Raw genomic sequence first — 25931 nt, 5'->3', positions numbered from 1 at the left:
ATATTTTTTCAATTGTTACCTGTGCTGGCTATAATATTTGTAAGTGGCGTCGCTATTTGCGTCGGTTATGGCGGGTTTCAAGAAACTCTTTTTTTCCGGTTAACAACCATAATCTCTTTTCTACTTTTGCTATCCCTGTTGTTCTTGACATTCATAATGAAAAAACGATGGAAAGATAACTACGATAAAATAATAACCTGGATATTTTCTTTTCAATTAAAGGAAATACGCTTTCCGAAAACCAGGTAGCGGTAATAATACGATCGTCAACATTGTTGGATACGGCTATTCATTAGCCGTATCTTTTCTTTACTCTAAAATCTATCTATTCTGCAAAAAACATTGGTTACACCCCTTTGGATAATCTTTCATTACACCGAAAACTTCATAACGATTCTTTTGATAAAACTCCGGCGCTTGAAAGCTGAACGTATCTATGCAAATTAAACCAGATCTTTTAGCCCCATAAACTTCTTTTCTCTCTTCCTTGTTCAATTATTTTTTCACATATCTTGCCTCCCCATCATCTTAATGTCGGTGAAAAATGTGTGCTCAACTCTCTACGGATACGCGAAATATGCTCTTCCATCAGTTTCTTCGCTTCCTGGGCATTACCTGATGCGATAGCCACGTAAATATCCTTATGTTCCTCAAATGTATCCTTATAGCGATTTCCTTCTAAAAACCGGTGTTTCCGTGTTGCGCGAATTGTATCTTCCATTCGTTCAGTTAGTGTTTGGACCAGATTGATGAGTAATTGATTATGCGTAGCTTCTACAATTTGCAGATGGAAATGGAGATCAGCCTGCACTCCTTCCTCTGCATCTTCTCCGGACGCAGCCATCTGTTCTAATGATTGGCGAATCTTCTCCAAGTCTGCAGAAGTTGCACGTTGTGCGGCGAGTGAGACGGACTCGACTTCTAATGCACGGCGTACTTCCAACATTTCATAAACCAAATCGTTCTCGGCTTCAATAATCCTAGTGGAGAGTACATCGCTTACCATTCGAACTTCAGGCGTTTTAATGAAACTCCCCCCACCTTGTCTGATTTCAATAGAACCGCTAATTTCCAATGCTTGGAGAGCCTCCCTCACAGAAGTTCTGCTCACCCCAAATTGACTTGCCAGTTCTCTTTCAGGCGGCAGTTTATCACCTGGTTTTAGTCCTCCATTTAAAAAGAGTTCTTCTATTTTTTCAACAATTAGTTCATAGGTCTTTTTCTTCTGTGGAAACAACTGCTTCACCCCAATCCGTACTTTAAACGATACCAACCAATATTAGAATAATCAATAACCCGAAATAAGTATTGTATTGTTCAGATTATTAGGTATAATTATAAACATTGGTTGGACCAAAAACTAACAATTCTAAATTACATAAACTATCGGTATGACCACTTGCCTAACAGAAGGAGAGAAATTGAAATGACAATAGCAACAGAAAATATAGTTGCAGTACTGAAAAGCGTGCTTAAGGACGATCAGGTGACCATCAATGAAACCGTAAGAGAGCTACACGGAAAGGATGAATCCTATCATGCGGCAAGTCTTCCAGACATTGTTGTTTTCCCGGAATCGACTAAAGACGTAAGTAACGTGATGAAAATTTCAAATGAATACCAAATCCCCGTTGTACCGTTCGGTCTCGGTTCTAGCTTGGAAGGACATATAATCCCTTCCAAAGGTGGAATCACGATTGACTTTTCGCTTATGAATAAGGTTTTGGAAGTCCGAGAGAATGACTTCCTTGTTAAAGTACAACCTGGCGTAACCCGTACACAGTTAAATAAGGAGTTAAAAAAGTACGGGTTGTTTTTCTCGGTCGATCCGGGAGCTGATGCCACATTAGGTGGTATGGCGGCAACGAACGCCAGTGGAACGACGACCGTCAAGTATGGCGTCATGCGTGATCAAGTCCGTGATTTGGAAGTTGTTATGGCGGATGGATCGATTATCCACACCGGTAATATGGCCGCAAAATCTGCATCCGGTCTCCATCTAAATGGTCTTTTCATAGGTTCTGAAGGTACGCTTGGCTGCTTTACGGAACTGACACTGCGAGTATACGGAATTCCAGAACACGTCACGGCAGCACGGGCTTCCTTTCCTACTGTCATTGATGCCGTTGAGGCTGTTGTATCTATTTTGCAGGCCGGTATTCCGATTGCACGGGTTGAGTTGGTCGATGAGCCCTCTATAAAACAGGCGAATCTGTTCAGTGAAACCAACTATATAGAAAAACCGACGCTATTCTTGGAGTTTCATGGAAATGAAGCAGGGTTGAAACAAGACGTTGAATTTACAAAAGAAATTGTCGAGGATCATCATTGCGAGGATATCGACTTCGAAACGGACAACGCAGGACGCATCAGACTATGGGAGGCGCGGCACAATTTGGCATATGCCTTTATCCACGGCTATCCCGGGAAAAAAATGATGGTAACTGATGTTTGTCTTCCAATTTCGGAGTTGGCGGGTGCAGTCGAACATGCCCGTGAAACGGTTGAGTCACTTGGACTGACCGGCGGAATTGTCGGTCACGTTGGTGACGGTAACTTCCACGTACTGCTTATGATGGATATGAATGATGCCGAAGAACTTGCGAAGGCCGATGAGTTGAATGAACGAATCGTCATCTATGCACTTGAACGCGGCGGTACATGTACAGGAGAGCACGGCGTTGGTAGCGGCAAACAGAAATATCAGGAGCAAGAGCACGGTGTGGCACTTCTCGTCATGGAAAAAATAAAAAAAGCACTTGATCCAGACAATTTACTGAATCCAAATAAAATCATGAAGATGGACAAGAGAGGAAATCTCCTATGAAGACACTTGAAACACTTAGTACAATAGCTGGAAAATACTTTGCCATTTGGGTCATCATCATTGCCGTTATTGCCTTCATGGCTCCGACACCTTTTTTAGGATTAGGCGGCTATATTACAATTTTACTAGGCGTCGTCATGTTCGGAATGGGACTAACGCTAAAGCCGGTGGATTTTAAAATTGTTCTGACGAAACCGTTGCCCGTATTTATCGGTGTTGGGGCTCAATTCGTTATCATGCCCCTTGTCGCTTTCGCGTTAGCTCACTTGCTCAAGTTGCCTCCTGAATTGGCAGCGGGCTTAGTTCTTCTCGGGTGTGTTCCAGGTGGTACAGCTTCCAACGTTATGGTCTATCTTGCAAAAGGGAACCTTGCGCTATCAGTTGCAATGACTTCCCTATCCACTTTATTGGCTCCAGTCGTAACACCGCTCTTGCTGCTAATCCTTGCAGGGCAATGGCTGCCAGTTGATCCGGTTTTAATGTTCAAGTCGATTGTGCAAGTGATTATCATCCCGATTGTTTTAGGGCTTGCCGTCCAGTATTTTTTCCCGAAAGCAGTCGAGAAAAGCGTTTCGGTCGTCCCCCTCATTTCAGTACTGGCAATCTTAATCATCGTGTCAGCCGTCACTGCCGCCAATGCAAGTAATGTTGCAAGTTCGGGACTTATCGTTTTCATCGCCGTATTCCTTCATAACGGATTCGGTCTACTGCTTGGCTACTTGACAGCGGTAATGCTCGGCCTGAACGAAAATGATCGAAGAGCCATCTCTATTGAAGTCGGCATGCAAAACTCTGGATTAGGCGTGGCGCTGGCGACTGCACACTTCAGCCCGCTCGCGGCACTTCCGAGTGTATGGGGCGCTATCTGGCATAACATTTCAGGTCCGATTTTAGCTACAATCTGGTCGAAAAAACCGATTGTTGACGAGAATGATGATACAGACGTACTCCAAGCTAACGTTTTATCCCCTGCCGGAAAGATTCAAGAGTAATCAGGAAGAGAGTGCCCAATCCCCAGTGGATTGGGCACTCTTTTTCACTTTTCATGATAAAATAGAAAAAAGCCATGGGAGTCGATTGTATGTTAAAAAACCGTTTGTATTATACAGATCCGTATTGCAAATTCTTCACGACTCAGATTATTAAAGCAACAAAAGATACAGAAGGAAACCACTATGTCATTTTGGACAATACAGCTTTTTATCCGACAGGTGGAGGTCAGCCGCATGATACGGGGACGTTGAATGGCGTCGCGGTGCTAAATGTGGAGGCGGTGGGTGATGAAATCCGTCATACTGTTGCTGAAAGTCTCGGTTCCGTCGCTGAAGTGGAGGGCGTTCTCAATTGGGAACGACGATTTGACCATATGCAACAGCATGCAGGACAGCATATTTTGTCGGCTGCATTTGTTGAACTTTTCGGCTTTCCGACGGTAAGTTTCCATTTGGGACAAGATGTTGTATCGATTGATTTGGACATAGAGGAAGTATCCGCTGAGCAATTAGACGCGGTGGAACAAGCAGCGAATGATATAATTTTGGAAAACAGGCAAATTGAAATGAAATGGGTGACGGAAACTGATCTTCATAACTACCCCCTTCGCAAGCAACTTGCGGTGACAGGTGAAATCCGGCTTGTCATCATCCCGAATTATGATTACAACGGCTGTGGCGGTACTCATCCTAGTACAACGGGACAGGTAAGTATGCTGAAAATATTATCGACTGAAAACATCGGGGCAAATTGCGCGTACATTTCGTTTGCGGCGGGCGGGTGTTACAGCAATTACAACGAAAAAACCAGGAATTGACGGTAGCATCAAGATTGTTAAGTGCACCCGATAATGGCATTGCGGATGTGGTGCGAAAGTTATTGGAAACAAATCATGTACTAGAGAAATCCCTGGCAGATGCGCAAGAAGAACTGTTAGCAGTTGAAGCGAAAATTTTATTGGGCCAACAGCAGCATGGCATTGTGAAAGCTCAATTTACGGAGAGAACTGTTCAGCAATTGCAGAAACTTGCCCGATCCCTTGTAGCTGGATCAGATGATATCATTGTACTTCTCGTTACTGAAAACGGTAATCGACTACAGTTTGTCGCTGCCCGTGGAGCTTCTGTTGAGACGAGTATGAAGCAAATTTCATCCGTTGCACTTCCCCTCATCAATGGAAAAGGCGGCGGGAATGATGCTTTTGTCCAGGGTGGAGGCGAACCGTTGGTAACTGCAGAACAGTTCCTGACTAAAATAAATGAAACCTTAGTTAATCCGAGTCGTAAATAGATGAAGAGGTGAAAACAATGAAAAAATATATGATTTTCATCAGTAGTTTTGCAGCGCTGTATCTATTGCTCCAAATTTCATCAGGGGCAATTCTTACGCTTCTCTTTAAGCCGGACTTATCTTCTGTACAGGCTATTGCCGGTCAAGAAGTGGTTATTGAAAGGACTTCCAGCATTCCCTTCTCGTTCATATTTATCTTCCTTTCATCGACAATTGCCTACTACCTATCGCAAAAATCGGGGAGAAATTCAAATGCGAAGAATGCTATTCTAAGGTCGTAAACTGACGGATATTTATAAAAAAACTAAACTTAACTAATTAACATCTTTTAAAACATTCACCAAATATAGCAGGGGGTAATTACTAATGCATAAAGCAGAAGAAATAGTAGAGGCAAAAAACTACATTTTCAGTAAAACTAATGTAGTTCCCGAAATAGGCATTATCCTAGGTTCCGGATTGGGTGGCCTTGCAGATGAGATAGAAGACGGAGTTGTCATTCCTTACGGGGACATTCCTTTTTTCTCAAAATCAGATGCAGTTGGTCACGCAAATGAGTTAGTCATCGGGAATTTAGAAGGTAAAACAGTAGTGGCTATGAAAGGTCGTTATCATTTTTATGAAGGGTATTCCTTAGATGAAGTCACCTTTCCTGTAAGGGTGATGAAAGCATTAGGTATAGACAAACTAATTATTACAAATGCTTGTGGCGCGGTAAATACAGATTTTAATCCTGGCGAATTAATGTTACTAACTGATCATCTTAATTTAGTTGGTATTAATCCATTGATTGGTAAAAACAATGATGATTTAGGAACGCGTTTCCCAGATGTTTCTGAAGTTTATAATCGGGAAATGAGAAAAACGGCGTTACAAGTAGCTCGTGAGAATGATATCACATTAAGAGAAGGCGTATATGGCTGGTGGAGTGGTCCTGTTTACGAAACACCAGCTGAAATTCGTATGATCCGCACTTTAGGTGCAGATGCAATTGGCATGTCAACAGTACCCGAAGCTATTGTTGCGATTCATGCTGGGCTTAAGGTGTTAGGAATATCTTGCTTAACAAATATGGCATGCGGGATTTTAGATGAACCATTAAGTCATAAGGAAGTAATTGAAGTTGCCGCTAAGTCTCGAAATACATTTGTGCATTTAATTAAAAACATCTTGAAAAGTATTTAAATGAGTCAATTTCACAATAGGGAAACAAGCATTAAAATCCGAAAAAAGTTGCTTTCCGCTCCAATCAACATAACTCGAACCCTGTATTAACGAATAAATCGATATAATTTTAGATGAACATACGTATTTTCAGTTAGAATAAGCTATTATAAAATTAACTCAAATAGAAAGATACATTAATAATATGAATGAAATAGACCTTCTGAGATTCTTTCCCAGAAGGTTTTTCGTATACTTTCAAGTATACAACTATTAATAGACTTCAAAATTCTGACCTGTTTGTAAACCAAACACACTCTTTTCAAAAGCAAGAACTACACGCTTTACAGGTACGGCATCAAACCCTTGAAAAAGACCACTAAGCCTATGCATTGACTCTTGTAACACATTAGGACTTACGCTATTAATGCGAATCCCCCTTGGCATTTCTATAGCCGCAGCTTTAACAAACGCTCTGACGCCGCCGTTTGCCAAAGCCGCTGAAGCTCCTTTCGCAATTGGATCATCCATCATAATGCCCGTCGTTAACGTGAAACTTCCACCATCATTCATATTATCAAAACCTAATAGAACTAGATTAACTTGCCCTTTCAATTTGCTATCAATTCCTATTTCATTCAACTCGGGAGTCATATCCGTAACTGCATCAAAATGGGCACGTCCTGCCGCATTTATTACCGCATCAACTTTGCCAATTTGTTCATACATCTTCTTAATGCTTTCCACTGACGTAATATCAACGGATACATCAGCACCATTTCGCCCCGCGCGAATCACCTCGTGATTTTTTTCTAATTCCTCCGTCACTGCTTTTCCAATCGTTCCACTTGCACCCACGACAAGTATTTTAATATGTAATCCTCCTTTTTAAGTTTCTAGCGTCATCTAGTTATTCTTCCATGATACTTAACAGATGCATTAATTATGAAAAATGTTCCCGGAATATAAGTTGGATGCGCTACTTTGTACTTCTAGTAACTCATCCAAAATACTCCACAACAATTTGCATGATTAGAAGGACCGTGACAGTACGAAGGATTGGTTTAACATGCTCACTTTTCAACTTACGTGCGAGGCGTACACCAAGCTGCGCACCACTTATCGAACCCAGCATTAATGCAATCGTGAGCGGCCATATGATCTTCCCCGTCGAAATATAACTGATCGATGCTCCAAAACAGCTCGAAAAAATCATGATACGTGACAGTCCGACCGCCCTCAAATAAGAAACTTGTAATCGGGCATATAAATATAATGCTAACGTCCCGCTTCCCGGACCAAAAACCCCATCGTATATACCGATTCCGTATAATGAAGAAGCACTTTTTTTAGTTACACGAAATGGCTCATTGCCATCAAAGTCCGCTTTTCCAAGAAAAGATGTGATGAACGCAAATGTTAAAAGTACAATCGCGATAACAATCATCCATTCCTCTTTTAAGAAGGACGCAATAACCCCGCCGGTAATTCCGCCAGCAAGACTGATAGGGACAACCGTAAGCGCTTCTTTCACCGTTACTTCTTTATTTTTATAAATTACAAGAAAACTCGAAAATGAGCTTACTGTGTTTGATACTTTATTCGCCCCGATTGCAGAATGTACCGGTAATCCCATCAACAACATAGCCGGTAAGCTGATGAGTCCACCGCCCCCTGCCAAAGTTCCAAGCGTTGTTGCAGCAAAGCCGATGAAGTAAAGCATAATGTATTCCATATAGTATCCTTCTTTCCCTGAAAACCTCTATATGACTAGCATATTCTTCATTGACTCATAAATAAATTCAATTGTATGAATGAAAGTCCATTCGAAAAACTAATGAGACGAGAAATGGTGACAGGCACCAAAACAATCATGTTAGTTCAAACAAACATGATTGTTTGAACTTTCACGATTAACCAAGTGCCTGTCACCACAGAGTTAATAGGCTCTACCGAACCAAACGGTGTGTTTTGCTTCTTGTCCGCAATTGATGCATGTTGATTTCGTAGCTGGCGGGTTGAATGGAATATTGCGTGTTGTGAACTTCGTTTCTTTTTTCACTTGTTCTTCACAAGCGTCATTTCCGCACCATCCCGCTAGGATCCATCCAGGGATTTCTCCGCTTTCCGTTGAATCCGCAATATGGGTTGTTAATTGCGCTAGTGAATCGACATGTGTATGGGAATGCTTATCACGGAATGCACGCGCTTTTTCTAATAAGCGTGTTTGCATCGTGTTTAATGCGCCTTCAATGCAGTCCGCTACAGTTGGAAGATCAACGGATACTTTCTCTTCCTCATCGCGTGCTTTTAGTATCACTTGGTTATTTTCCAAGTCACGAGGTCCTAATTCCACTCGAACTGGCACGCCTTTCAATTCCCACTCATTAAATTTGTACCCAGGTGATTGATCGGAATCATCCAAGCGCACACGAATCCCCTTCGCTTTTAGTTCCGCATAAACTTCATCTAATTTCTCCATAATTTCAGGGTTTTTCTTCCACGGCCCTACTGGAATTAATACAACTTGTGTTGGCGCGACACGGGGTGGTAATACGAGACCTTGTTCATCCCCGTGAACCATAATGACAGAACCGATCAATCGTGTGGAAGTCCCCCAAGAAGTTGTATGGACGAATTCATGCTTGTTTTCTTTATTTAAATATTTAATATCAAATGCTTCTGCAAACTTTGTTCCTAAGTAATGTGAAGTCCCTGCTTGAACCGCTTTTCCGTCCCTCATCATCGCTTCGATGGAATACGTATCCACAGCTCCTGCAAAACGCTCGGAAGGTGTCTTTTGACCGTCGTATACTGGAATAGCCAATAGGTCTTCTACGACTTCTTTATAGATGTTGAGCATTTGCATTGTTTCTGTACGTGCTTCCTCTTCATCGACGTGAGCGGTATGCCCTTCCTGCCATAAAAATTCAGACGTCCGAATAAATGGAAGTGTTTTCTTTTCCCAGCGGAAGACGTTCGCCCATTGGTTGATTAACACAGGTAGATCTCGATAACTTTTGATCCAATCCGAATACAGATGTCCGATCATCGTTTCAGAAGTGGGACGAAGTGCTAAACGCTCTTCTAATTTTTCGCCTGCAGCTTCGGTGACCCATGGAAGCTCCGGTGAAAATCCTTCGATATGGTCTTTCTCTTTTTGGAAGAACGATTCCGGAATCAGCATCGGGAAATAGGCATTACGATGCCCCGTCTCTTTAAAACGCCTATCCATCTCAGCTTGAATATGCTCCCAAATTTCATAGCCATCCGGTTTGAATGCAATACATCCGCGGACTGGTGTGTAATCCATTAAATCCGCCTTTTGAATCGTGTCGATATACCAACTTGTGAAATCATTTTTCTGTTGATTGGTCATTAGTAGTACCTCCCCTATAATTAGAAAAGCGTAAGGCGCCGTCCATCCCCGACAGGCATAAGTGAAATGGAAGGCAGTCTAAGATCGCGACGTCCTGTCGCAACGACTGCATACCTGCCTCCTCGCAGGCACGAGGAGGCGTACTTCAGCCCCCACAGCAAAACGGCTTATGACCCGAGGGGTTGGCGCCTGGAGTCTAGACAGCGAACCGAGTAGTAAAGCGCAGGGCGCTCTGAATCTGGACACAAAAAAACACAAAGCTGCCCTCATGTAAGGACGTCTTTATGCTGAGTAGACGTGGTACCACCTTCGTTTAGCTTAACGACATGTTAAGCCCTCTAAAACGTTTGGTAACGAAAACGACTCGGTTATGTTGTCATAACATCTCAGTGGTAGGTTTCAACAAGAAGCGGTGGTATAGCTCTCAGTAAGTCGCTATACTTTCTGTTTCACAATTCTTATTTACTTGGTCACGTCAAAGATTTTATATTACTTATAATATAACAAATAATCGCGACCTATACAAACTTGCCATAAATTGATGAATATATTAGAAAAAACGGGATATTTCAACAGACTTCCACGCTAACACGAACATTCAAAATAAATGCTTGTAAAAATAATAAAAAGCTCTATTGTAGATAAGGGGACAATGACTACATCACTATTCTTTCCTCTAGCAGGAAGCCACTGGGGAATAAAGGTTCCATTTACAAAGGCCCATACACACTTTTTCACTCAAAACTTTCATTACTATCCAATAAATGAAAGCGCTTTATTGTATGATGAGAAAATTCATAAGGAGAATTCGGTATGCCCAACTTAAACAGACAACAGATAGCAGAAAGTGTCCCTCAAAAAGGTTTCTTTGGACACCCTAAAGGCTTAATTACGTTATTCTTCACAGAATTTTGGGAGCGCTTCTCCTATTATGGAATGAGAGCAATCCTTGTATATTATATGTATTACGAAGTAACAAAAGGCGGTCTCGGAATAAATGAGACGACGGCACTATCGATCATGTCCATTTACGGCGCACTCGTCTATATGTCGGGGATTATCGGAGGTTGGCTTGCAGACCGGCTATTCGGTACGTCAAAAGCGGTTTTCTATGGCGGAATCCTAATTATGCTCGGACATATTGCGCTTGCGATTCCCGGAAACATTTCAATGTTCTTCGCTTCTATGGTGCTAATCGTTCTTGGGACAGGCCTATTGAAGCCAAATGTATCGAGTATGGTGGGCGACATTTATCCAGAAAACGATAACAGGCTCGACTCTGGGTTCAGTATTTTTTATATGGGAATTAACTTGGGCGCATTTACTGCACCGCTCATTATCGGTAGCCTGATGAAAAAAAGTTTCCATCTTGGATTCGGTATTGCTGCCATCGGGATGTTTTTGGGTTTAGTTGTGTTTGTTTTAACGAAAAAAAATCTAGGGCTTGCAGGTACACAAGTCCCAAATCCAATGTCACCGGTTGAGAAGAAAAAAGTATTCACCATTTTCTCAATCGCTGCAGTTGCAATTACTGCACTCGTTATAGTTGCCAGTTCAATCGGTTTCCTTACAATCGCATCTTTCGTCACATTTGTCGGAGTTCTGGGATTCCTGATTCCGACAATCTATTTCGTTGTCATGTACAGAAGTCCGAAAACAAATGAAGTTGAGCGATCTCGGATTATCGCATATATTCCACTTTTCCTGGCCTCTGTCATGTTCTGGGCGATTGCTGAACAAGGTTCGACGATTCTTGCGCTCTATGCGGATAAGCGGACGCAACTCAATATTATGGGATTCGAGATTTCTCCAGCTTGGTTCCAATCTTTACCTGCACTGTTCATTGTCTTACTTGCCCCAGTGGCCGCTTGGCTATGGGTTAAACTTGGCGACCGTCAGCCTTCAATTCCGCAGAAGTTTTCATTAGCGTTATTATTTGCAGGATTATCGTTCATTGTTATTCTGTTACCTGGCTATTTCGGAGGAACGGATACACTTGTCAATCCTCTTTGGCTCGTGCTTAGTATCCTCATCGTCATGATAGGTGAATTATGCTTGTCCCCCGTTGGTTTGTCAGCAACGACGAAGTTGGCACCTGCCGCGTTTTCCGCACAGACAATGAGCCTCTGGTTCCTGTCCAATGCAGCCGCACAGGCACTAAACGCACAAATCGTCAAGTTCTATTCAGCAGAAACGGAAATGATGTACTTCGGAATCATCGGTGGGATTGCGATTATCCTTAGTATCGTTCTCTATCTAGCTTCGCCCATCATTCAGCGGTATATGAGGGGCATTCGTTAATAAAGTGAAAAAAGGGGCTATCCCATAAGTCGAGAATTCAACGACTTATGGGATAGCCCCTTCAATTCTTTTTTGATTTGGATACTACGCAATGCTAGTGAGTGTGTAACCAAATTTGGTTACACACCTATTGCGCTATCATAACAGTTGTAAATGAGTTATTTTGGGTCTCTGTCACTCATTCATTCATGAACCGACCAACTACGTTATTGCTATCAAAATTAAGTTATGATAGGATTATCTTACAATTTTCGAACTCAGTATTGGATTAAAACGGCAGCTGTATGGTTTCGATTCACTTTGCTTGGCTTAGTGAATAGCTATGAAGTCTCTACTTGTGTGCAGAATTCGAATAGGTCTGACTTTTGGGGAATTCAACCAGATTAAACAGGGAGAGGGTCTACTCTCTCTTTTTTTGTTCTAAACATATCCATCTCTCTATTCTTATTGTAAGATGAAAAATGTTCTCGTCCCGGATTAATTATGTAGATATACTCCTTTTCGTCTACTTAGAACACAAGCTAGAAATTGTGATTAAAAAATAATACGGACAGAAGGAGATCTTTGTATATGATAGATAATGAAGAACCAAAGAAGTACGAGTATTTGGCGGATAACCCGAACGTCAAGGTTATACCTATTATGCTTTCCCTAATTATTGGTGCTTTTTTCGCGATATTAAACGAAACGCTATTAAATATTGCGCTCGTCACATTGATGGAAGAGTTTTTAATACCGTTAACGACTGTTCAATGGATGGCGACAGGTTTCATGCTTGTGATGGCAGTTGTAATCCCTGTATCCGCATTATTACTCCAATGGTATACAACCCGACAATTATTTTTAAGTACAATGATTATTTTCACCATAGGGACAATTATATGTGCGAGTGCACCAACGTTTTCAATTTTGTTAGTCGGTCGATTAATCCAGGCAATTGGAACGGGATTATTAATGCCTATCATTTTTAATGTATTTTTACTCATTTACCCACCACATAACCGCGGGAAAATTATGGGCTTAGTAGGACTTGTCATTATGTTTGCACCCGCAATTGGACCTACGCTTTCTGGTGTTATTGTTGAATACTTAGGTTGGCGCTATTTGTTCATTATTGTCATTCCATTTTCTTTGTTTTCCATTTTCTTTGCTTACAAATATTTAATTAATGTTTCAGAAGTAACCAAGCCGAAGATTGATATCATATCCATTATTTTCTCAACAATTGGTTTCGGATCCATTGTTTATGGTTTTAGTTCAGTGGGAGAAAGTGCGGATGGATTTTTGAGTACAAATGTGTTGATTGCGGTCATTGCTGGAGTCGCTGGGATTGCATTATTCGTAATAAGGCAATTAAAACTTGAAGAACCTGTCATGGATTTAAGGGTGTTTAAATACCCTATGTTTACACATGCAGTTTTGATGTTTTTAATTATTATCATGGCAATGTTCGCGTCAGAGATTATTTTGCCGATTTATATGCAAGGTCCCTTAGCCTTAAGTGCAGCTACAGCGGGACTCGTGCTCCTACCAGGAAGTATTTTGAATGGAATTATGTCACCGTTTATGGGGCATCTTTTTGATAAGTTCGGCCCTAGAGTGTTGATGATTCCTGCAACACTTGTTTTAAGCGGAACAATGTTTATGATGAGTAGATTGACGACTGAAACTTCTTTATGGGTTGTCATCGTCGGTTATATTTTATTAATGTTAGCAGTTTCGGCAATCATGATGCCTGCTGAGACAAACGGTTTAAACCAGTTGCCTAAACGACTATACCCACATGGAACCGCAGTTATGTCGACATTACAGCCTGTGGCAGGTGCAATCGGTGTATCCGTGTTTATTAGTATCATGAATGCTAGGCAACTTAAGTTTTTACAACAAGCAGATACACCTAATGACCCAGCTACAATTAGAGAAGCAATGGTAGCGGGTGTCGAACTTGTTTATTTCATCGCTTTTGCCATATCTATCGTAGCTGTTATCTTGGCATTTACTGTTTATCGTGCAGAGCTCAGAGAAATGGATGAACCAACCAAAAAGAATAATTGATAATGACATATCAAGCGCCTTTCCCACGACTTAGATGTTGGAGGAAAGGCTTTTTTAATTTCAATAAAAGATGTACTCGTATTAATTCAATACAAAAATCGCCAAAAAATGAAAAGTCGCATAGAATCTCCAGCCTTACCGAAGGCAGTTAGTTTCAATATTTCTTCTTTCGTCGGCTTCTCTTCTGCACCTGTTACATGTTTAATTGCAATATGCAACCCGACATCAGCTATCGGGGCTATGTCTTCAATTGTCAGGTTAGCAATGTCTTTCGCTTCAGGAAAAATCCAAAACTGACGCCCCTCCCATTCAATTGACCTTCCGAATTTTTCAACCAGCCGCCTTTATAATGATTACTTGTATGTCAAATTGATCTGCTGTACGAGAATCCCCCAAACCAACGCTTTAAAGCATAATCCAGATCAAACCAGCCCCTCAGTGTTTTCCCTACGGCAATTCCTTTGGTGAAGTAGGAGTCTACCTGAACAGGTTGCCGCATATTAGTGAAAGGGTGGCAGTCACCCAAACAAAAACGAATTTCACGTTTGTTTCAACTCTTACAGGAGGTGCATATATTACTTGGCGAATCGACCATCTCATTAAGTTGAAAGTACTGAAAGAGTACAATCCTAAATGTACCAAGTGGACCCTCGCCAGTTTGCCCATCTAATCGGAACAATATGGTTTTCAGGTATCAAGAGGAAAAGAAAGCGATTCACCATTGTGAAAATCTCATGAAAAGAGTCTAAAGAACACTAAAGAAATAGGTATCGTGAAATTTGTCTTCATTACCGCTTCTTCCAAGTAAATACGAATATAAGGTTTCCAATAATAAGAAAACCCCATTCAGCTATATCAAACGGTTATTTACTCTTATTTACGAAGAGAATTATTAAAATAAATCTCGACTATTTGTAGAAAATATGGGATTTTTTTAAAAAATTGCCGATTTATACTCGTTTGGATATGATTGTCTAAAGGGGAGGGAACATTTATTGACTAACGATAATGAAGATCTATTTAATAAGGGAAAGCAAAGTGATTCAAAGATGAAAGTAGAAAGAAAACATGGAGAACCCACTGCAACTTTCAAAGGAGCTTCCTTGGCAGCGCTGTTAATAGGAGTATCAGCTTATCTTTTAGGTTTGTATAATGCAGCTATGGAACTGAATGAAAAAGGTTACTACTTTGCAATTTTAATATTCGGACTCTACTCATCTGTATCTTTACAAAAAGCAGTAAGAGATAAAGATGAAGGAATACCAGTCACAAATGTTTATTATGGTATTAGCTGGTTTGCACTTATCATATCTATTTTATTAATGGCCATCGGTTTATACAATGCAGGAAGTATCGTTTTAAGTGAAAAAGGATTTTATGGTATGGCTTTTGTTCTAAGTATATTTGCAACGATAACAGTTCAGAAAAATGTTAGAGATACACAGAAGGCAAGAGAAATAGATTAAGTTACTTTCCGTTGACTTGACGATTGTCGAATTAAACAACAATATGTTAACCCCGTTCTAAATCTAGAACGGGGTTATGCTTATTAAAAAAAATACCAATCACCCAAACACCCCCCTACCTAACTATGAATTTGGAAACCTCCTTTACTTATGTGATAATCTAATGATAAGAACGAATGTTTTATCGCTCAAAGAAATGGGGTGTTGTTATGAAACCAGTCATTCTTGCTGAAAAACCAAGTCAGGCGAAAGCATATGCGGATGCTTTTTCAGTGCGTCGACATGAAGGCTATTTGGAAATCTTACCTTCCCCTATTTTTTCGGACGGGGCATATATTACCTGGGGAATCGGTCACCTTGTCGAATTAAAAGAACCGAAAGAGTATGATCCTAAATGGGCCAAATGGTCTCTCGCCAGTTTGCCAATCTTGCCGGAACAATATGAGTTTCAGGTTGCAAAAGGGAAAAGCAAGCAGTTCACCATTGTAAAAAAGCTCATTAAAGGGACAGACACTGTCATTAACGCGTGCGACGTGGATCGTGAAGGTTCCAATATCTTCTATAGCATTTATTATCAAACAGGCGCTAAAAACCAAACGATAAAGCGGCTTTGGATCAATTCGCTCGAAGTCGATGAAGTGCGGAAAGGATTTGCGAATTTACAGGACAACCGCAAAGACCTTTTAATGTATGAGGAAGCGAAAGCCCGCCAAATCAGTGATTGGCTCGTCGGGATGAATGGCTCTCGCCTTTATTCACTTCTGTTGCAAGCACGCGGAATCCGGGACGTGTTTTCAATTGGGCGTGTACAATCACCGACTGTTTACCTTATTTATCAGCGGCAAAAGGAAATTGAAGCTTTCGTTTCAGAACCGTTTTATGAAATTGAAGCAACGTTTACTGCCGAAAACGGAACGTACAAAGGGAAAGCGAAAGCAAAGGAACCGAAGAGAGAAATTATCCGTGAACTTCTTGCAAAACATAACATTCATCCAAAATCACCGGGTGTCGTCACTTCCGTAGAAACAGTCGATAAACGGACGCCGCCGCCTCAGTTGCACGCATTGTCTACTCTGCAGGCAACGGCAAACCGCTTATGGAAGACGAGTCCCGCGAATGTGTTGAAGACGATGCAAGGACTTTATGAAAAGAAACTTGTGACGTATCCAAGGACTGATTCTCGATATATCACACCAAGTGAATTCAACTATCTTGCCGGACAAGTGACTGAATATCAACAACTTATCGGCCACTCTTTCCCTATCGCATCACTCGCTCCGAAAAAGCGCTACGTTGACAGCGCAAAAGTACAGGAGCATCATGCGATCATTCCGACGAAGAAAATCCCAGCGCAAGGGGTGCTTGCTGGATTATCTACCATTGAACGCAACTTATATGAAGAAGTTGTCCGTACCACACTAGCTATATTCCATACTGATTATCTGTACACCGAAACGAAAGTGACGACAGATGTTAACGACCTCCCCTTCTTCACGGTCGGTAAGACGGAACGCGATAAAGGATGGAAAGCGTTGTTTGTCCGTTCAGCAAAGGGAAACGATAAGGATAAAGAAGAACCAACGCTGCCCCCGCTTACGATGCATGAACCCGTTGAAAGTGATATCGGCATTAAAGAGGGCAAAACGATGCCGCCAAAACCGTATACAGAAGGCCAGCTTATTGCAATGATGAAAACTTGCGGGAAGCTCGTAGAGGATAAAAAAGAAACTGATATTTTGAAGGAAATTGAAGGTCTCGGTACAGAAGCGACCCGAAGCGGAATCATCGAAACGATCAAACGGCACGGTTATATCGACGTGACCAAAAACATCGTTTCCATTACCGATAAAGGTCGTATACTCTGTCAGGCAATCGAAGGGAATCTTCTCGCAAGCCCGTCCATGACAGCCAAATGGGAGGCATATTTGCGAAAGATCGGTAACGGTGAAGGAACGCAGGAACGTTTTCTAGGGAGCATCGCGAAGTTCATTTATAGCTTATTGGAAGAAGTGCCGGGTCAGCTAAAATCGCAGAAGATTGATGTGAAACTGACTTCTCCTTCTGCCTCCTCATCTGGGGGAACCGTTCAAAACGGCATCGTATCATGTCCTTCCTGTAAACAAGGCGTCATCGTCGCAAGAAAGGCATTTTACGGCTGTAGTGCATATGCAAGTGGATGCAAGCAGACATTCCCCGCTGTCTTTTTGAAGAAAAAGCTCACGCCCACTCAAGTTAAACTACTTTGTACAAAAGGGAAAACGAACATTATAAAAGGCTTTATCTCCAATTCCGACAAGAAATTTGATGCTGCATTAACGCTTGTGAATGGGAAAATAAACATTGAGTTCTAAACGTTTTGAACCATAAATGATATCCACCTCAAACTTATTGGGGTGGATATTTTCTTTTCCAAATCATAATATGTTAACCATATATAATTTCGTGTTGACACAACTAGTCGGTGGAGCTTAGAATAATTGATATGAACTAATTATTCTATATATGGGGATGTCTTATGAAAATTCAAGAAATGACACATGTTGCTTTATTCGCCGCAATTATGGGAGCATTGGGGTTACTTCCCCCCATCTTCTTAACATTTACACCCGTTCCAATCACACTTCAAACAATCGGTGTGCTACTGGCCGGTGGTATTTTAGGTGCCCGTTTAGGCGCAATCAGTCAAATCGTATTCTTATTGCTCGTTGCTGCGGGCCTTCCACTCTTGTCAGGCGGTCGGGGCGGTCTCAGTGTATTTGTTGGACCAAGTGCGGGTTATTTGCTATCTTATCCCATAACAGCATTTTGCTTAGGGACTATTCAGGCCCGCTTAAAAAAAGTTCGGGTTGCTACTATTTTACCCATCAACCTGACTGTTGGTATTTTCCTCATTTATTTGTTTGGCATACCTGTACAAGCTTTCATTATGAATATCGATTTGCTCCTTGCGGTCAAGATGAGTCTTGTCTACTTGCCTGGCGATATCATGAAAGCGACCATTGCAACATTTCTAGTCGTCAAATTAAAGAAGTATCCTGTCTTCAACCGTAAGTTACTTTTCACCTAAAGTTAATTAGGTGAAAAATTTCTACCTGGGTCGGTGTCTATACTCCAGGTGCCAACCCCTCGGGTCATAAGCAGCCCGGAAATTTCGCCGGTCCGTTGCCCTTTTGCTGTGGGGGCTGAACCGCGCCTTGCGCTTTTCTTACAAAAAGGAGAATTCATGTGCCGACAATTACAAGTACATACCAACAACAAGTTCGTAGCACCCCTGATAAAATTGCCATTCAAACAGCATCCGAAGCAATAACATACTGCGAGTGGCATACAGTCGTTTGCAAGACAGCGAATTGGATACATTCAACAACAGGTACTTCTGACACAATCGGTATTTTCATGCCGAACAGCATCGCTTTTCTTCAACTCTTTACAGGTACCGCCATGGCGGGCCGTGTCGCCGCCACATTCGATGCCAAGTGGAAGCCGGCTGAGCTCGAACAGCGCTTGACCATCTCTTCCCCGTCAGTCCTCATTACAACCGCCGAATTGGCAGACCGTATAACTGGCACTGCGTACACTATCATCATTTGGGAAGAAGCTTTAAGGCAAATTCAACAGTGTCATTCTTCATGGACTGGAGATATCTCTGGAGAAATGCCTTTTTACATGGGTTTCACCTCCGGAACAACCGGTGTACCTAAAGCCTTTATCCGTTCCCATAATTCATGGATTGCTAGTTTCGAATGTAGCCGGCATGATTTTCACATAGACAAAACTGATCATGTTCTCATTCCAGGTGCACTCATCCATTCCCATTTTCTATACGGGGCAATCAGTGTATTGTACTTAGGCGGAACCATTTACTTACTAGATACGTTTTCTCCCCTACTTGCACTGAACTTCATCAAAAACTACCAGATAACAATACTGTATGTCGTACCTACAATGATAGAGGCGATGCTTCTAGAAGATGTTATCATCGATAAGCCCGTACAAATCATATCTTCGGGAGCAAAATGGGAAGAAGATTCAAAACGAAAAATCCAGGAGCAGTTCCTTCATGTAAAGATGTTCGAGTTTTACGGGGCGAGTGAACTAAGTTTCGTATCTTTTTTGTGTAATGACAGCGATAGGGACAAACCCGGTTCAGTAGGTAAACCTTTTCATAACGTTGAAATTCAAATCAGACATGCACATCTGGATGAAGCTTCAGCTCAGGAGATAGGCACCATTTTTGTCAGGAGTCAAATGGTTTTTGACGGCTATATTCACCCCCAATCACATACTATTCAATCAATAAAAGATAACGAAGATTGGGTAACAGTGAATGATATAGGCTATCTAGATGAAGACGGTTACTTATACATCGTCGGGCGTGAGAAAAACATGATTTTATACGGTGGCGTGAATGTGTATCCTGAAGAAATTGAAACTGTCCTACTGAGGCATCCCGATGTAGAAGAAGCAACCGTAGTCGGCATAAGTGATCTGTACTGGGGGCAAATACCGGTTGCCGTCATAAAAGGACATGCATCCAAGAAGGAATTAAAAAAGCACTGTATGGATAATCTATCCTCTTACAAACTTCCTCGTAAATGGTTTTTCGTCGAAGAGATGCCCCATACGACTAGCGGTAAGATTGCCCGCATGCATGTTCAACAATTAGTTGAAACTGAGGTGGTCAGAAATTAACAGAGCAGTAATCGTACAAGCGAAACGGACACCTATTGGGAAAAAAGATGGAATGTTCCGGGATATCGAACCCCATATTCTTGCAGCGCCTCTTCTCCGAGAATTATCGACAGGGATTACACATGAAATAGATGAAATCATTCTCGGGAACGTTGTAGGACCCGGGGGGAATATCGCCCGTTTAGCCGCATTGGAATCAGGGCTTCCTTTATCGGTAACCGGAATGACGATTGATAGGCAATGCAGCGCGGGCCTTGAAGCCATTCGGACAGCATGCCATTACATTCAAGGGAAAGCAGGGAGCTGTTATATCGCAGGTGGTGTGGAAAGTGCCAGCACTTCCCCGTTTCCGCGAAGAGCACGATTTTCTCCAGACCGTTTAGGTGACCCTGATATGGGCGTGGCTGCAGAAAACGTCGCACAAAAATACAAAATTACTAAAGAGATCCAGGATGACTTTGCACTCCTCAGTTACAATCGTAGCTGGAGTGCTTATCGTGAAGGTTTTTATCAACCAGAAATTGTTGAATTTGGAAAAATGAATATAGATGAAAGCTTTTATAAAGAACGCGATATGGAAAAGCTGCTAAAACGCGCTAAACCTATTTTTATAAAAGAAGCTGGCACCGTTACCGCTGCAAACAGCTGTGGCATTAACGACGGGGCTGCGGCAGTACTCGTCATGCAAGAAGAACTTGCGAAGGAACTCAATATGAAGCCCGTTCTGCGATTTGCCGACAGTGCAGTGAGTGGAATACACCCTGACTATCCCGGAATTTCTCCAGTTCGAGCAATCCGGCAGCTTTTGAATCGAAACGGTCTGACGATTGGGGACATCGACTTATTTGAAATCAACGAAGCCTTCGCTTCAAAAATCGTTGCATGCGCGCAAAAATTAGCGATTCCATACAAAAAATTAAATGTTTCCGGTGGTGCTTTGACGACGGGACATCCTTACGGGGCTTCCGGTGCAATTATGGTCACCCGACTTTTTTATGAAGTTCAACGAAGAAAAGGGATGAAATATGTTCTCGCTTCCATTGGAAGTGCCGGCGGTGTTGGTCTAGCAGTTCTATTTGAGGTGATTGGGTGAAAACAGAAAAACAGACGTTCATTTTCCAGAAAAAGCACGTGCAAGAATACGTCCAAGTGCTTGGCGACTTGAATCCCGTATACGACAGCGAGGAGAGTGCACAGCAATTGGGGTTTCGGACAATCCCAGTCCCTCCTGCAATGCCGATGACCCTCTATAAATCATTCGAAATACCATGGATGTTGCAAGCCCCTGTTATCCTTCGTAAACAGCAATGCATAAATCATAGAAAAATGTACATAGGTGAAATATATACCGGCTTTATCTCCTTATCTGATGTAAAGGTACGCAAAGGGCATACATTCAGTAAACAGACGCTTTTTCTATACAATCATGAAGGGGATTTGTGTTTTAGTGGCATTTCTCAACTCGTTTCGGGTGAATTGGCATGATCGAAATACAATTATTTATAACCCAGCAAGACATCGAAAATTATGCGGGCGTTTCCGGTGATCATAACCCAATCCATCTGGATGAAGAACAAGCCAGAAATTATGGATTTTCAGGAAGAATCGCTCATGGCATGCTCATAATGGGGAAAGTTTGGAGTAAGGTTTCAAGCAGTATATTAACACCTAATGACTTCCCATATAAATATGAACTTGACTTTTATTCGCCTATTCATGCAGAAGACATCGTAGCTTTACAGGTCGTGTACGATGCAGATAGACTTCAAGTTGTAGGCATATGCGAAGGGAAAATCGTTATTAAAGGATCAATTATAATTGTGTAAATTATAATCAAACAATAAAAGTCCCTTCCTGTTTTTACATAGGAAGTGACTTTTTTTTACGGCTAGACCCAGTTTAGCACTATCGTTTGCTTTCTTTCTCAGTTAAAAATGTGATAATAACAAACAATGCAAAGCTGATGAGTAGAATGGTTCCGCCAACGATATAAAGGATGAGTGATAGTGTTTCATTCACTCCAAACGGTTGCATGAACTGTAGCCACATACCTGATGTCAGACCGATTGCCCCAATAATTCCCGTCCATCCATGAATCGCAACCAGTTTTTTTGCCCGGACTTTGTATATTCGATAGAAGACGCCCCAAGCAAATAAGGACAACCAACCGACCAAAAGAATATGTGCATGGATTGGACGGAATGCGTATGATCCCGCGCCCGCCATATGCGAACCTAATACTGTCCCGATTAATCCAAAAATTGCTGCTATGCGAATAAGTCGTAAACTCCATTTTTCCTGCATGTAGAATTCCTCCTATGTTGTTGATGATATACCTTTATTTTAAACTCCCTATATGAACGGAAGATGAACAAGACATTACTGTTTCGGAAGAGAGATAGTAAACGTTGTGCCTTCGCCTTTACTGCTAACGACGTCGATTTTGCCTCCGTGTAGTTTTACGACCTGCTGGACGATCGATAATCCCAGACCAGTTCCTCCTGTTTCCCTGGTCCGAGAGTTATCCGCCCGGTAAAAACGGTCGAATATACGCCCGAGCGCTACATCGTCGATTCCAATCCCGTTATCCCGTACAAAAACTCTCACGTGCTCTCCCTCATCTGTTAACACAATTTCAATCGCTCCACCAATTTCCGTATACTTTATCGCGTTCGATAAAAGATTCTCCCAAACTTTTTCAAGGAAGGCAGGATCGCCAGTGAGACGGACCTCTTCGATATCCATTTCTAACATCATTTCCTTTTCTTCCAGCAGCCATCTATACTTACGGACCGTCTCTTTCAACTGCTCGTCCAAGTCGAAGGGCTTCTTCTCAAGCGGGGATGCTAACTGATCGAGCGAAGTAAGAAGCAACAGTTGTTTCGTCAATGATGATAAGCGTTCCGTTTCTGATTGGATAACATATGCATAACTTCTTCGTGATTCCTCCGGTATTGCATCGTCCAACAGTAGCTCTGCATACCCTTTAATATTAAGAAGCGGTGACTGGAAATCATGTGACACATCACTTATGAATTCTTTTCGTATCCGGTCATTTTCGCTGAGCTTCTTCATCATCAGCTGAAAACTTTTTGCCAGTTGCCCGATTTCATCTCTACGGTTAATATTAAGCGTCCCCGAGAACTGTTCTTCCCCAACTTTCTTCGTCGCAGCGGTTAATTTCGTAATGGGGTCAATCAACATCTTAGCCACGATCAACATCGCCAGCAAACTGAAAATCGCCATGATAAGCACCATTCCGCCAAGGATATAATGTACTTCTGTAAAGAGCATCTTAATGTCAGGGCGTAGAAAAAGGGCATAGATTTCTCCTCTAGATTCAAAAGGTACCCCTACGGTATTTGCTAATTCATTCGAGAAAAACCCGGTAACAAATGTTTCACTCGGTAGATTTCCCATCCCGTGGTACACTTCTCCGTTCAGTACCCGATTTATAACTTCATCTGAAAGGTTTTCGACCCGGAATGCTTCTCCATACATAGTTGCCTCTCGGTGTTCATCAACAACATAGAGCTTATAGCCTACGGAGGACTGCGTTAGCAAGTAGTTTTCCAAATCTAGTTCCTTATCGGATTCAATGAACGATGCAATGTTCTTGGCAATGTTCATGTTTTTCTCGTCATTCTGCCCTTTCAACTGCTGATGGTAATATGTATTGACCGCAAGAAATGCAATCAGAGAGCTCGTTAGCATAATGCCAATCGTAAACGCTATAAACTTTCCATAAAGCGATCTCAAGATGATACCTCAAGCTTATATCCCACACCTCGTACCGTTGAAATCGTCACTTCATCTGTCAGCTTCACTACCTTGTCGCGGATTCGTTTGATATGTACGTTCAACGTTTGTTCATCACCTTCGTAGTCATAGCCCCATACACGCTCAATTAATATTTCTCTTGTAAACACATGATTCAAGCGAGACGCCAGAACTGAAAGTAATTCAAATTCCTTTAAAGGAAGAAGCAGCACTTTCTTTCCAATAGAAACTTCATAGCTCTGGCGATTTATTTTCAACGGTCCCGCTTGAATAAACACATCAACCGCTTTTTCGTATCTACGCAAAATCGCGTTTATCCGAAATAATAATTCCTTCGGCTCAAACGGTTTCACGACATAATCATCCGAACCGGCGAGAAACCCTTTTTCCTTATCTTCCAGCTCTCCTTTGGCCGTCAGCAATAAAACCGGGATATCCATCTCCGCCCTAAGCTTCTTTGTCAACTTATACCCATCCATCCGTGGCATCATCACGTCAACCACCGCCAAGTCCGGTAATTCCTCCTCTAGCAGTGCTAGCGCCTCAAAACCGTCTGACGCTTTCATAACCCCATAGCCAGCCTGTGACAGTTGAATACTGACCAGCTCTAAAATATTCGGATCATCATCCACCACAAGTATTTTCATCAAGTCACACGCCTCCTTTTCCTATCGGACGACTTCCTCCACTCCGCATTTAACAAACCTGAAAGCAAAATAATGACTGCTGTTAAATAGAACCAAATAACAAGCAAAATAATCCCCGATAGTTGACCATATAAACGGGTATAATCAACGTTCGAAACATAGCCGCCGAACACAAGTGAAAATAACTGCCAACCAAATGCGGAAAAGAATGCTCCCGGAAATGCTTCTTTTAACTTCATCTTACCAGTTGGTACGACTTTATAAAATAAAAGGAAAAACAGGAACAGAAACAAAGACCCGAGCCCCCATTTAACATTCGGCCATATATAAAACCAACCTTGCCATTCCTCAATCGTATCATAATAAGTTACTACTCTAAATAACGCCTTCTCAATAATTGGAAGGAATAAGGATAGTGGAATAACCAGCATAAAGAGAAGTGTGACGCCAAGATCACGTATCAGCACTTTCCAAAATGCATAACGGCGTACATAGCCATTCGCCAAATCAAGTGAACGCGCTAGCGATTGTACTGCCATCGAAGTAACCCAGAATGCCGCGATAAGGCTTGCATACAGTACATTTCCATGCCCTTTACTAAGAACCGCTTGCACATTCTCTTCTATTATAGCGAACGATTCAACAGGCGTGAAAGGTCTCAGAAATGTGAGAAGCATCTCTTCATTAACTGGAAATAAACTTAACAAGGATAGGATGAAGAGGAAAAATGGAAACATGGACAGTAGGAGATAATATGCCGTCTGCGCTGCCTGATCAAAAAAACGTTCATTGAAAAAGCGTACCAATACATTTTTAATGATTGTCATCTGCAAACCTCCCCCTTTCAATATACCCTATTCCGAACAAAGCCATAGGATAACCACAAAGGAAAATTGATAAATAGATAAATCTTTTTGTGGAAAATAAATTATACGAGGATTTACGATGGAGAGAGGTTGCGTGTGACTTTATAAATGAGGTTACCGACCATATTTTATGACAGACCGATTATATAACTTGGTCGACCAATCATATTGTAATCCTGACCGATCATATAGCTTAGTCGACCAATCATATCGTAATCCTGTCCGACCATAAAACCAGGCTGACCAATCATATTGCAATCAAGATCGACTATATCACGCCTATCCCATTGCGAATAAAAACTCGAAGCGTCCATCAATTTTAAAGTGAAAACAAAAAAAAGCCATTACCTAGTGGTAATGACCTTTCTTTCATTGTGCCCGGCGACGTCCTACTCTCACAGGGGGAAACCCCCAACTACCATCGGCGCTGAAGAGCTTAACTTCCGTGTTCGGTATGGGAACGGGTGTGAC

General features: G+C 41.8%; 23 protein-coding genes and 1 rRNA gene. 15 read left to right on the top strand and 9 right to left on the bottom strand.

All coding sequences use genetic code 11. The annotated features are described in order from the left end of the window. Positions 1-523: 523 nt before the first annotated feature. Positions 524-1237 carry a FadR/GntR family transcriptional regulator gene (locus HDC33_RS00115; protein ID WP_179390519.1) on the bottom strand — a complete coding sequence of 238 codons (714 nt, stop codon included), beginning with the start codon at positions 1235-1237 and terminating at the stop codon, positions 524-526. Positions 1238-1426: 189 nt separating this feature from the next. On the opposite strand from HDC33_RS00115, the gene HDC33_RS00110 reads away from it, so the two are divergent. From HDC33_RS00110 to HDC33_RS00090, 6 genes are all read left to right on the top strand, one after another. Continuing rightward, positions 1427-2827 (top strand): FAD-binding oxidoreductase, encoded by a 1401-nt coding sequence (locus tag HDC33_RS00110; protein WP_179390518.1) that lies wholly within the window; start codon positions 1427-1429, stop codon positions 2825-2827. Then, positions 2824-3819, top strand: coding sequence for a bile acid:sodium symporter family protein (locus HDC33_RS00105; protein WP_179390517.1), 996 nt, complete (start codon positions 2824-2826; stop codon positions 3817-3819). The genes HDC33_RS00110 and HDC33_RS00105 overlap by 4 nt, the downstream gene beginning before the upstream one ends. A gap of 89 nt (positions 3820-3908) precedes the next feature. Then, positions 3909-4637, top strand: coding sequence for an alanyl-tRNA editing protein (locus HDC33_RS16735; RefSeq protein WP_370457384.1), 729 nt, complete (start codon positions 3909-3911; stop codon positions 4635-4637). After that, positions 4601-5110 (top strand): DHHA1 domain-containing protein, encoded by a 510-nt coding sequence (locus tag HDC33_RS16730; RefSeq protein ID WP_370457383.1) that lies wholly within the window; start codon positions 4601-4603, stop codon positions 5108-5110. Before HDC33_RS16735 ends, HDC33_RS16730 begins: the two co-directional genes overlap by 37 nt. 17 nt (positions 5111-5127) lie before the next feature. After that, on the top strand, positions 5128-5391 hold the full coding sequence (locus HDC33_RS00095; RefSeq protein WP_179390516.1) for a hypothetical protein: 264 nt from the start codon (positions 5128-5130) through the stop codon (positions 5389-5391). An 85-nt stretch (positions 5392-5476) separates the two neighbouring features. After that, positions 5477-6295: a purine-nucleoside phosphorylase gene (locus tag HDC33_RS00090; protein WP_179390515.1), complete on the top strand. Its 819-nt coding sequence runs from the start codon at positions 5477-5479 to the stop codon at positions 6293-6295. 252 nt (positions 6296-6547) lie between these two features. On the opposite strand, the gene HDC33_RS00085 is transcribed toward HDC33_RS00090, so the two are convergent. The 3 genes from HDC33_RS00085 to proS all read right to left on the bottom strand — a co-directional run bounded on the left by HDC33_RS00085 (position 6548) and on the right by proS (position 9653). Beyond that, entirely contained in the window at positions 6548-7147 is a 600-nt protein-coding gene (locus HDC33_RS00085; RefSeq protein ID WP_179392552.1) for a short chain dehydrogenase, read from the bottom strand. 127 nt (positions 7148-7274) lie between these two features. Beyond that, positions 7275-8009 carry a sulfite exporter TauE/SafE family protein gene (locus HDC33_RS00080; protein ID WP_179390514.1) on the bottom strand — a complete coding sequence of 245 codons (735 nt, stop codon included), beginning with the start codon at positions 8007-8009 and terminating at the stop codon, positions 7275-7277. 204 nt (positions 8010-8213) lie between these two features. After that, positions 8214-9653 (bottom strand): proline--tRNA ligase, encoded by a 1440-nt coding sequence (proS, locus tag HDC33_RS00075; RefSeq protein WP_179390513.1) that lies wholly within the window; start codon positions 9651-9653, stop codon positions 8214-8216. 813 nt (positions 9654-10466) lie between these two features. Between proS and HDC33_RS00070 the strand changes: the two genes are divergently transcribed. From HDC33_RS00070 to HDC33_RS00030, 9 genes are all read left to right on the top strand, one after another. Further along, positions 10467-11954, top strand: coding sequence for a peptide MFS transporter (locus tag HDC33_RS00070; RefSeq protein WP_179390512.1), 1488 nt, complete (start codon positions 10467-10469; stop codon positions 11952-11954). A 570-nt stretch (positions 11955-12524) separates the two neighbouring features. After that, positions 12525-14009, top strand: coding sequence for a DHA2 family efflux MFS transporter permease subunit (locus HDC33_RS00065; RefSeq protein ID WP_179390511.1), 1485 nt, complete (start codon positions 12525-12527; stop codon positions 14007-14009). A gap of 1049 nt (positions 14010-15058) precedes the next feature. Further along, complete coding sequence (gene yiaA, locus HDC33_RS00060) at positions 15059-15475, top strand: inner membrane protein YiaA (protein WP_370457443.1); 417 nt, start codon at positions 15059-15061, stop codon at positions 15473-15475. A 209-nt stretch (positions 15476-15684) separates the two neighbouring features. Continuing rightward, positions 15685-17826, top strand: coding sequence for a type IA DNA topoisomerase (locus HDC33_RS00055; protein WP_179390509.1), 2142 nt, complete (start codon positions 15685-15687; stop codon positions 17824-17826). Positions 17827-17990: 164 nt separating this feature from the next. Further along, positions 17991-18542: a biotin transporter BioY gene (locus HDC33_RS00050; RefSeq protein ID WP_179390508.1), complete on the top strand. Its 552-nt coding sequence runs from the start codon at positions 17991-17993 to the stop codon at positions 18540-18542. A gap of 158 nt (positions 18543-18700) precedes the next feature. Continuing rightward, positions 18701-20167: an AMP-binding protein gene (locus HDC33_RS00045; protein WP_370457382.1), complete on the top strand. Its 1467-nt coding sequence runs from the start codon at positions 18701-18703 to the stop codon at positions 20165-20167. Next, positions 20163-21260 carry an acetyl-CoA C-acyltransferase gene (locus tag HDC33_RS00040; protein ID WP_179392550.1) on the top strand — a complete coding sequence of 366 codons (1098 nt, stop codon included), beginning with the start codon at positions 20163-20165 and terminating at the stop codon, positions 21258-21260. The genes HDC33_RS00045 and HDC33_RS00040 overlap by 5 nt, the downstream gene beginning before the upstream one ends. Further along, positions 21257-21652: an FAS1-like dehydratase domain-containing protein gene (locus HDC33_RS00035; RefSeq protein ID WP_179390507.1), complete on the top strand. Its 396-nt coding sequence runs from the start codon at positions 21257-21259 to the stop codon at positions 21650-21652. Before HDC33_RS00040 ends, HDC33_RS00035 begins: the two co-directional genes overlap by 4 nt. Next, a complete protein-coding gene (locus tag HDC33_RS00030) occupies positions 21649-21993 on the top strand; it encodes a MaoC family dehydratase (RefSeq protein WP_179390506.1) in 345 nt (114 codons plus the stop codon). Before HDC33_RS00035 ends, HDC33_RS00030 begins: the two co-directional genes overlap by 4 nt. Positions 21994-22072: 79 nt before the next feature. Here the strand turns inward: HDC33_RS00030 and HDC33_RS00025 are convergent, their stop codons facing one another. From HDC33_RS00025 to rrf, 5 genes are all read right to left on the bottom strand, one after another. Continuing rightward, positions 22073-22471 carry a hypothetical protein gene (locus HDC33_RS00025; protein ID WP_179390505.1) on the bottom strand — a complete coding sequence of 133 codons (399 nt, stop codon included), beginning with the start codon at positions 22469-22471 and terminating at the stop codon, positions 22073-22075. Between the two features lie 75 nt (positions 22472-22546). Continuing rightward, positions 22547-23926 carry a sensor histidine kinase gene (locus HDC33_RS00020; RefSeq protein WP_179390504.1) on the bottom strand — a complete coding sequence of 460 codons (1380 nt, stop codon included), beginning with the start codon at positions 23924-23926 and terminating at the stop codon, positions 22547-22549. Continuing rightward, complete coding sequence (locus HDC33_RS00015; RefSeq protein WP_179392549.1) at positions 23923-24594, bottom strand: response regulator transcription factor; 672 nt, start codon at positions 24592-24594, stop codon at positions 23923-23925. Before HDC33_RS00015 ends, HDC33_RS00020 begins: the two co-directional genes overlap by 4 nt. Beyond that, positions 24594-25421: a YihY/virulence factor BrkB family protein gene (locus HDC33_RS00010; protein ID WP_179390503.1), complete on the bottom strand. Its 828-nt coding sequence runs from the start codon at positions 25419-25421 to the stop codon at positions 24594-24596. Before HDC33_RS00010 ends, HDC33_RS00015 begins: the two co-directional genes overlap by 1 nt. A 415-nt stretch (positions 25422-25836) precedes the next feature. Continuing rightward, positions 25837-25931: ribosomal RNA gene (rrf, locus tag HDC33_RS00005) — 5S ribosomal RNA — on the bottom strand; the annotation flags it as partial.

This window comes from Sporosarcina sp. JAI121 (genome assembly GCF_013408665.1).
Lineage (GTDB): Bacteria > Bacillota > Bacilli > Bacillales_A > Planococcaceae > Sporosarcina.
Note: the sequence above shows the minus strand (reverse complement) of the source record. Positions and strands in the feature narration are given on the sequence as shown.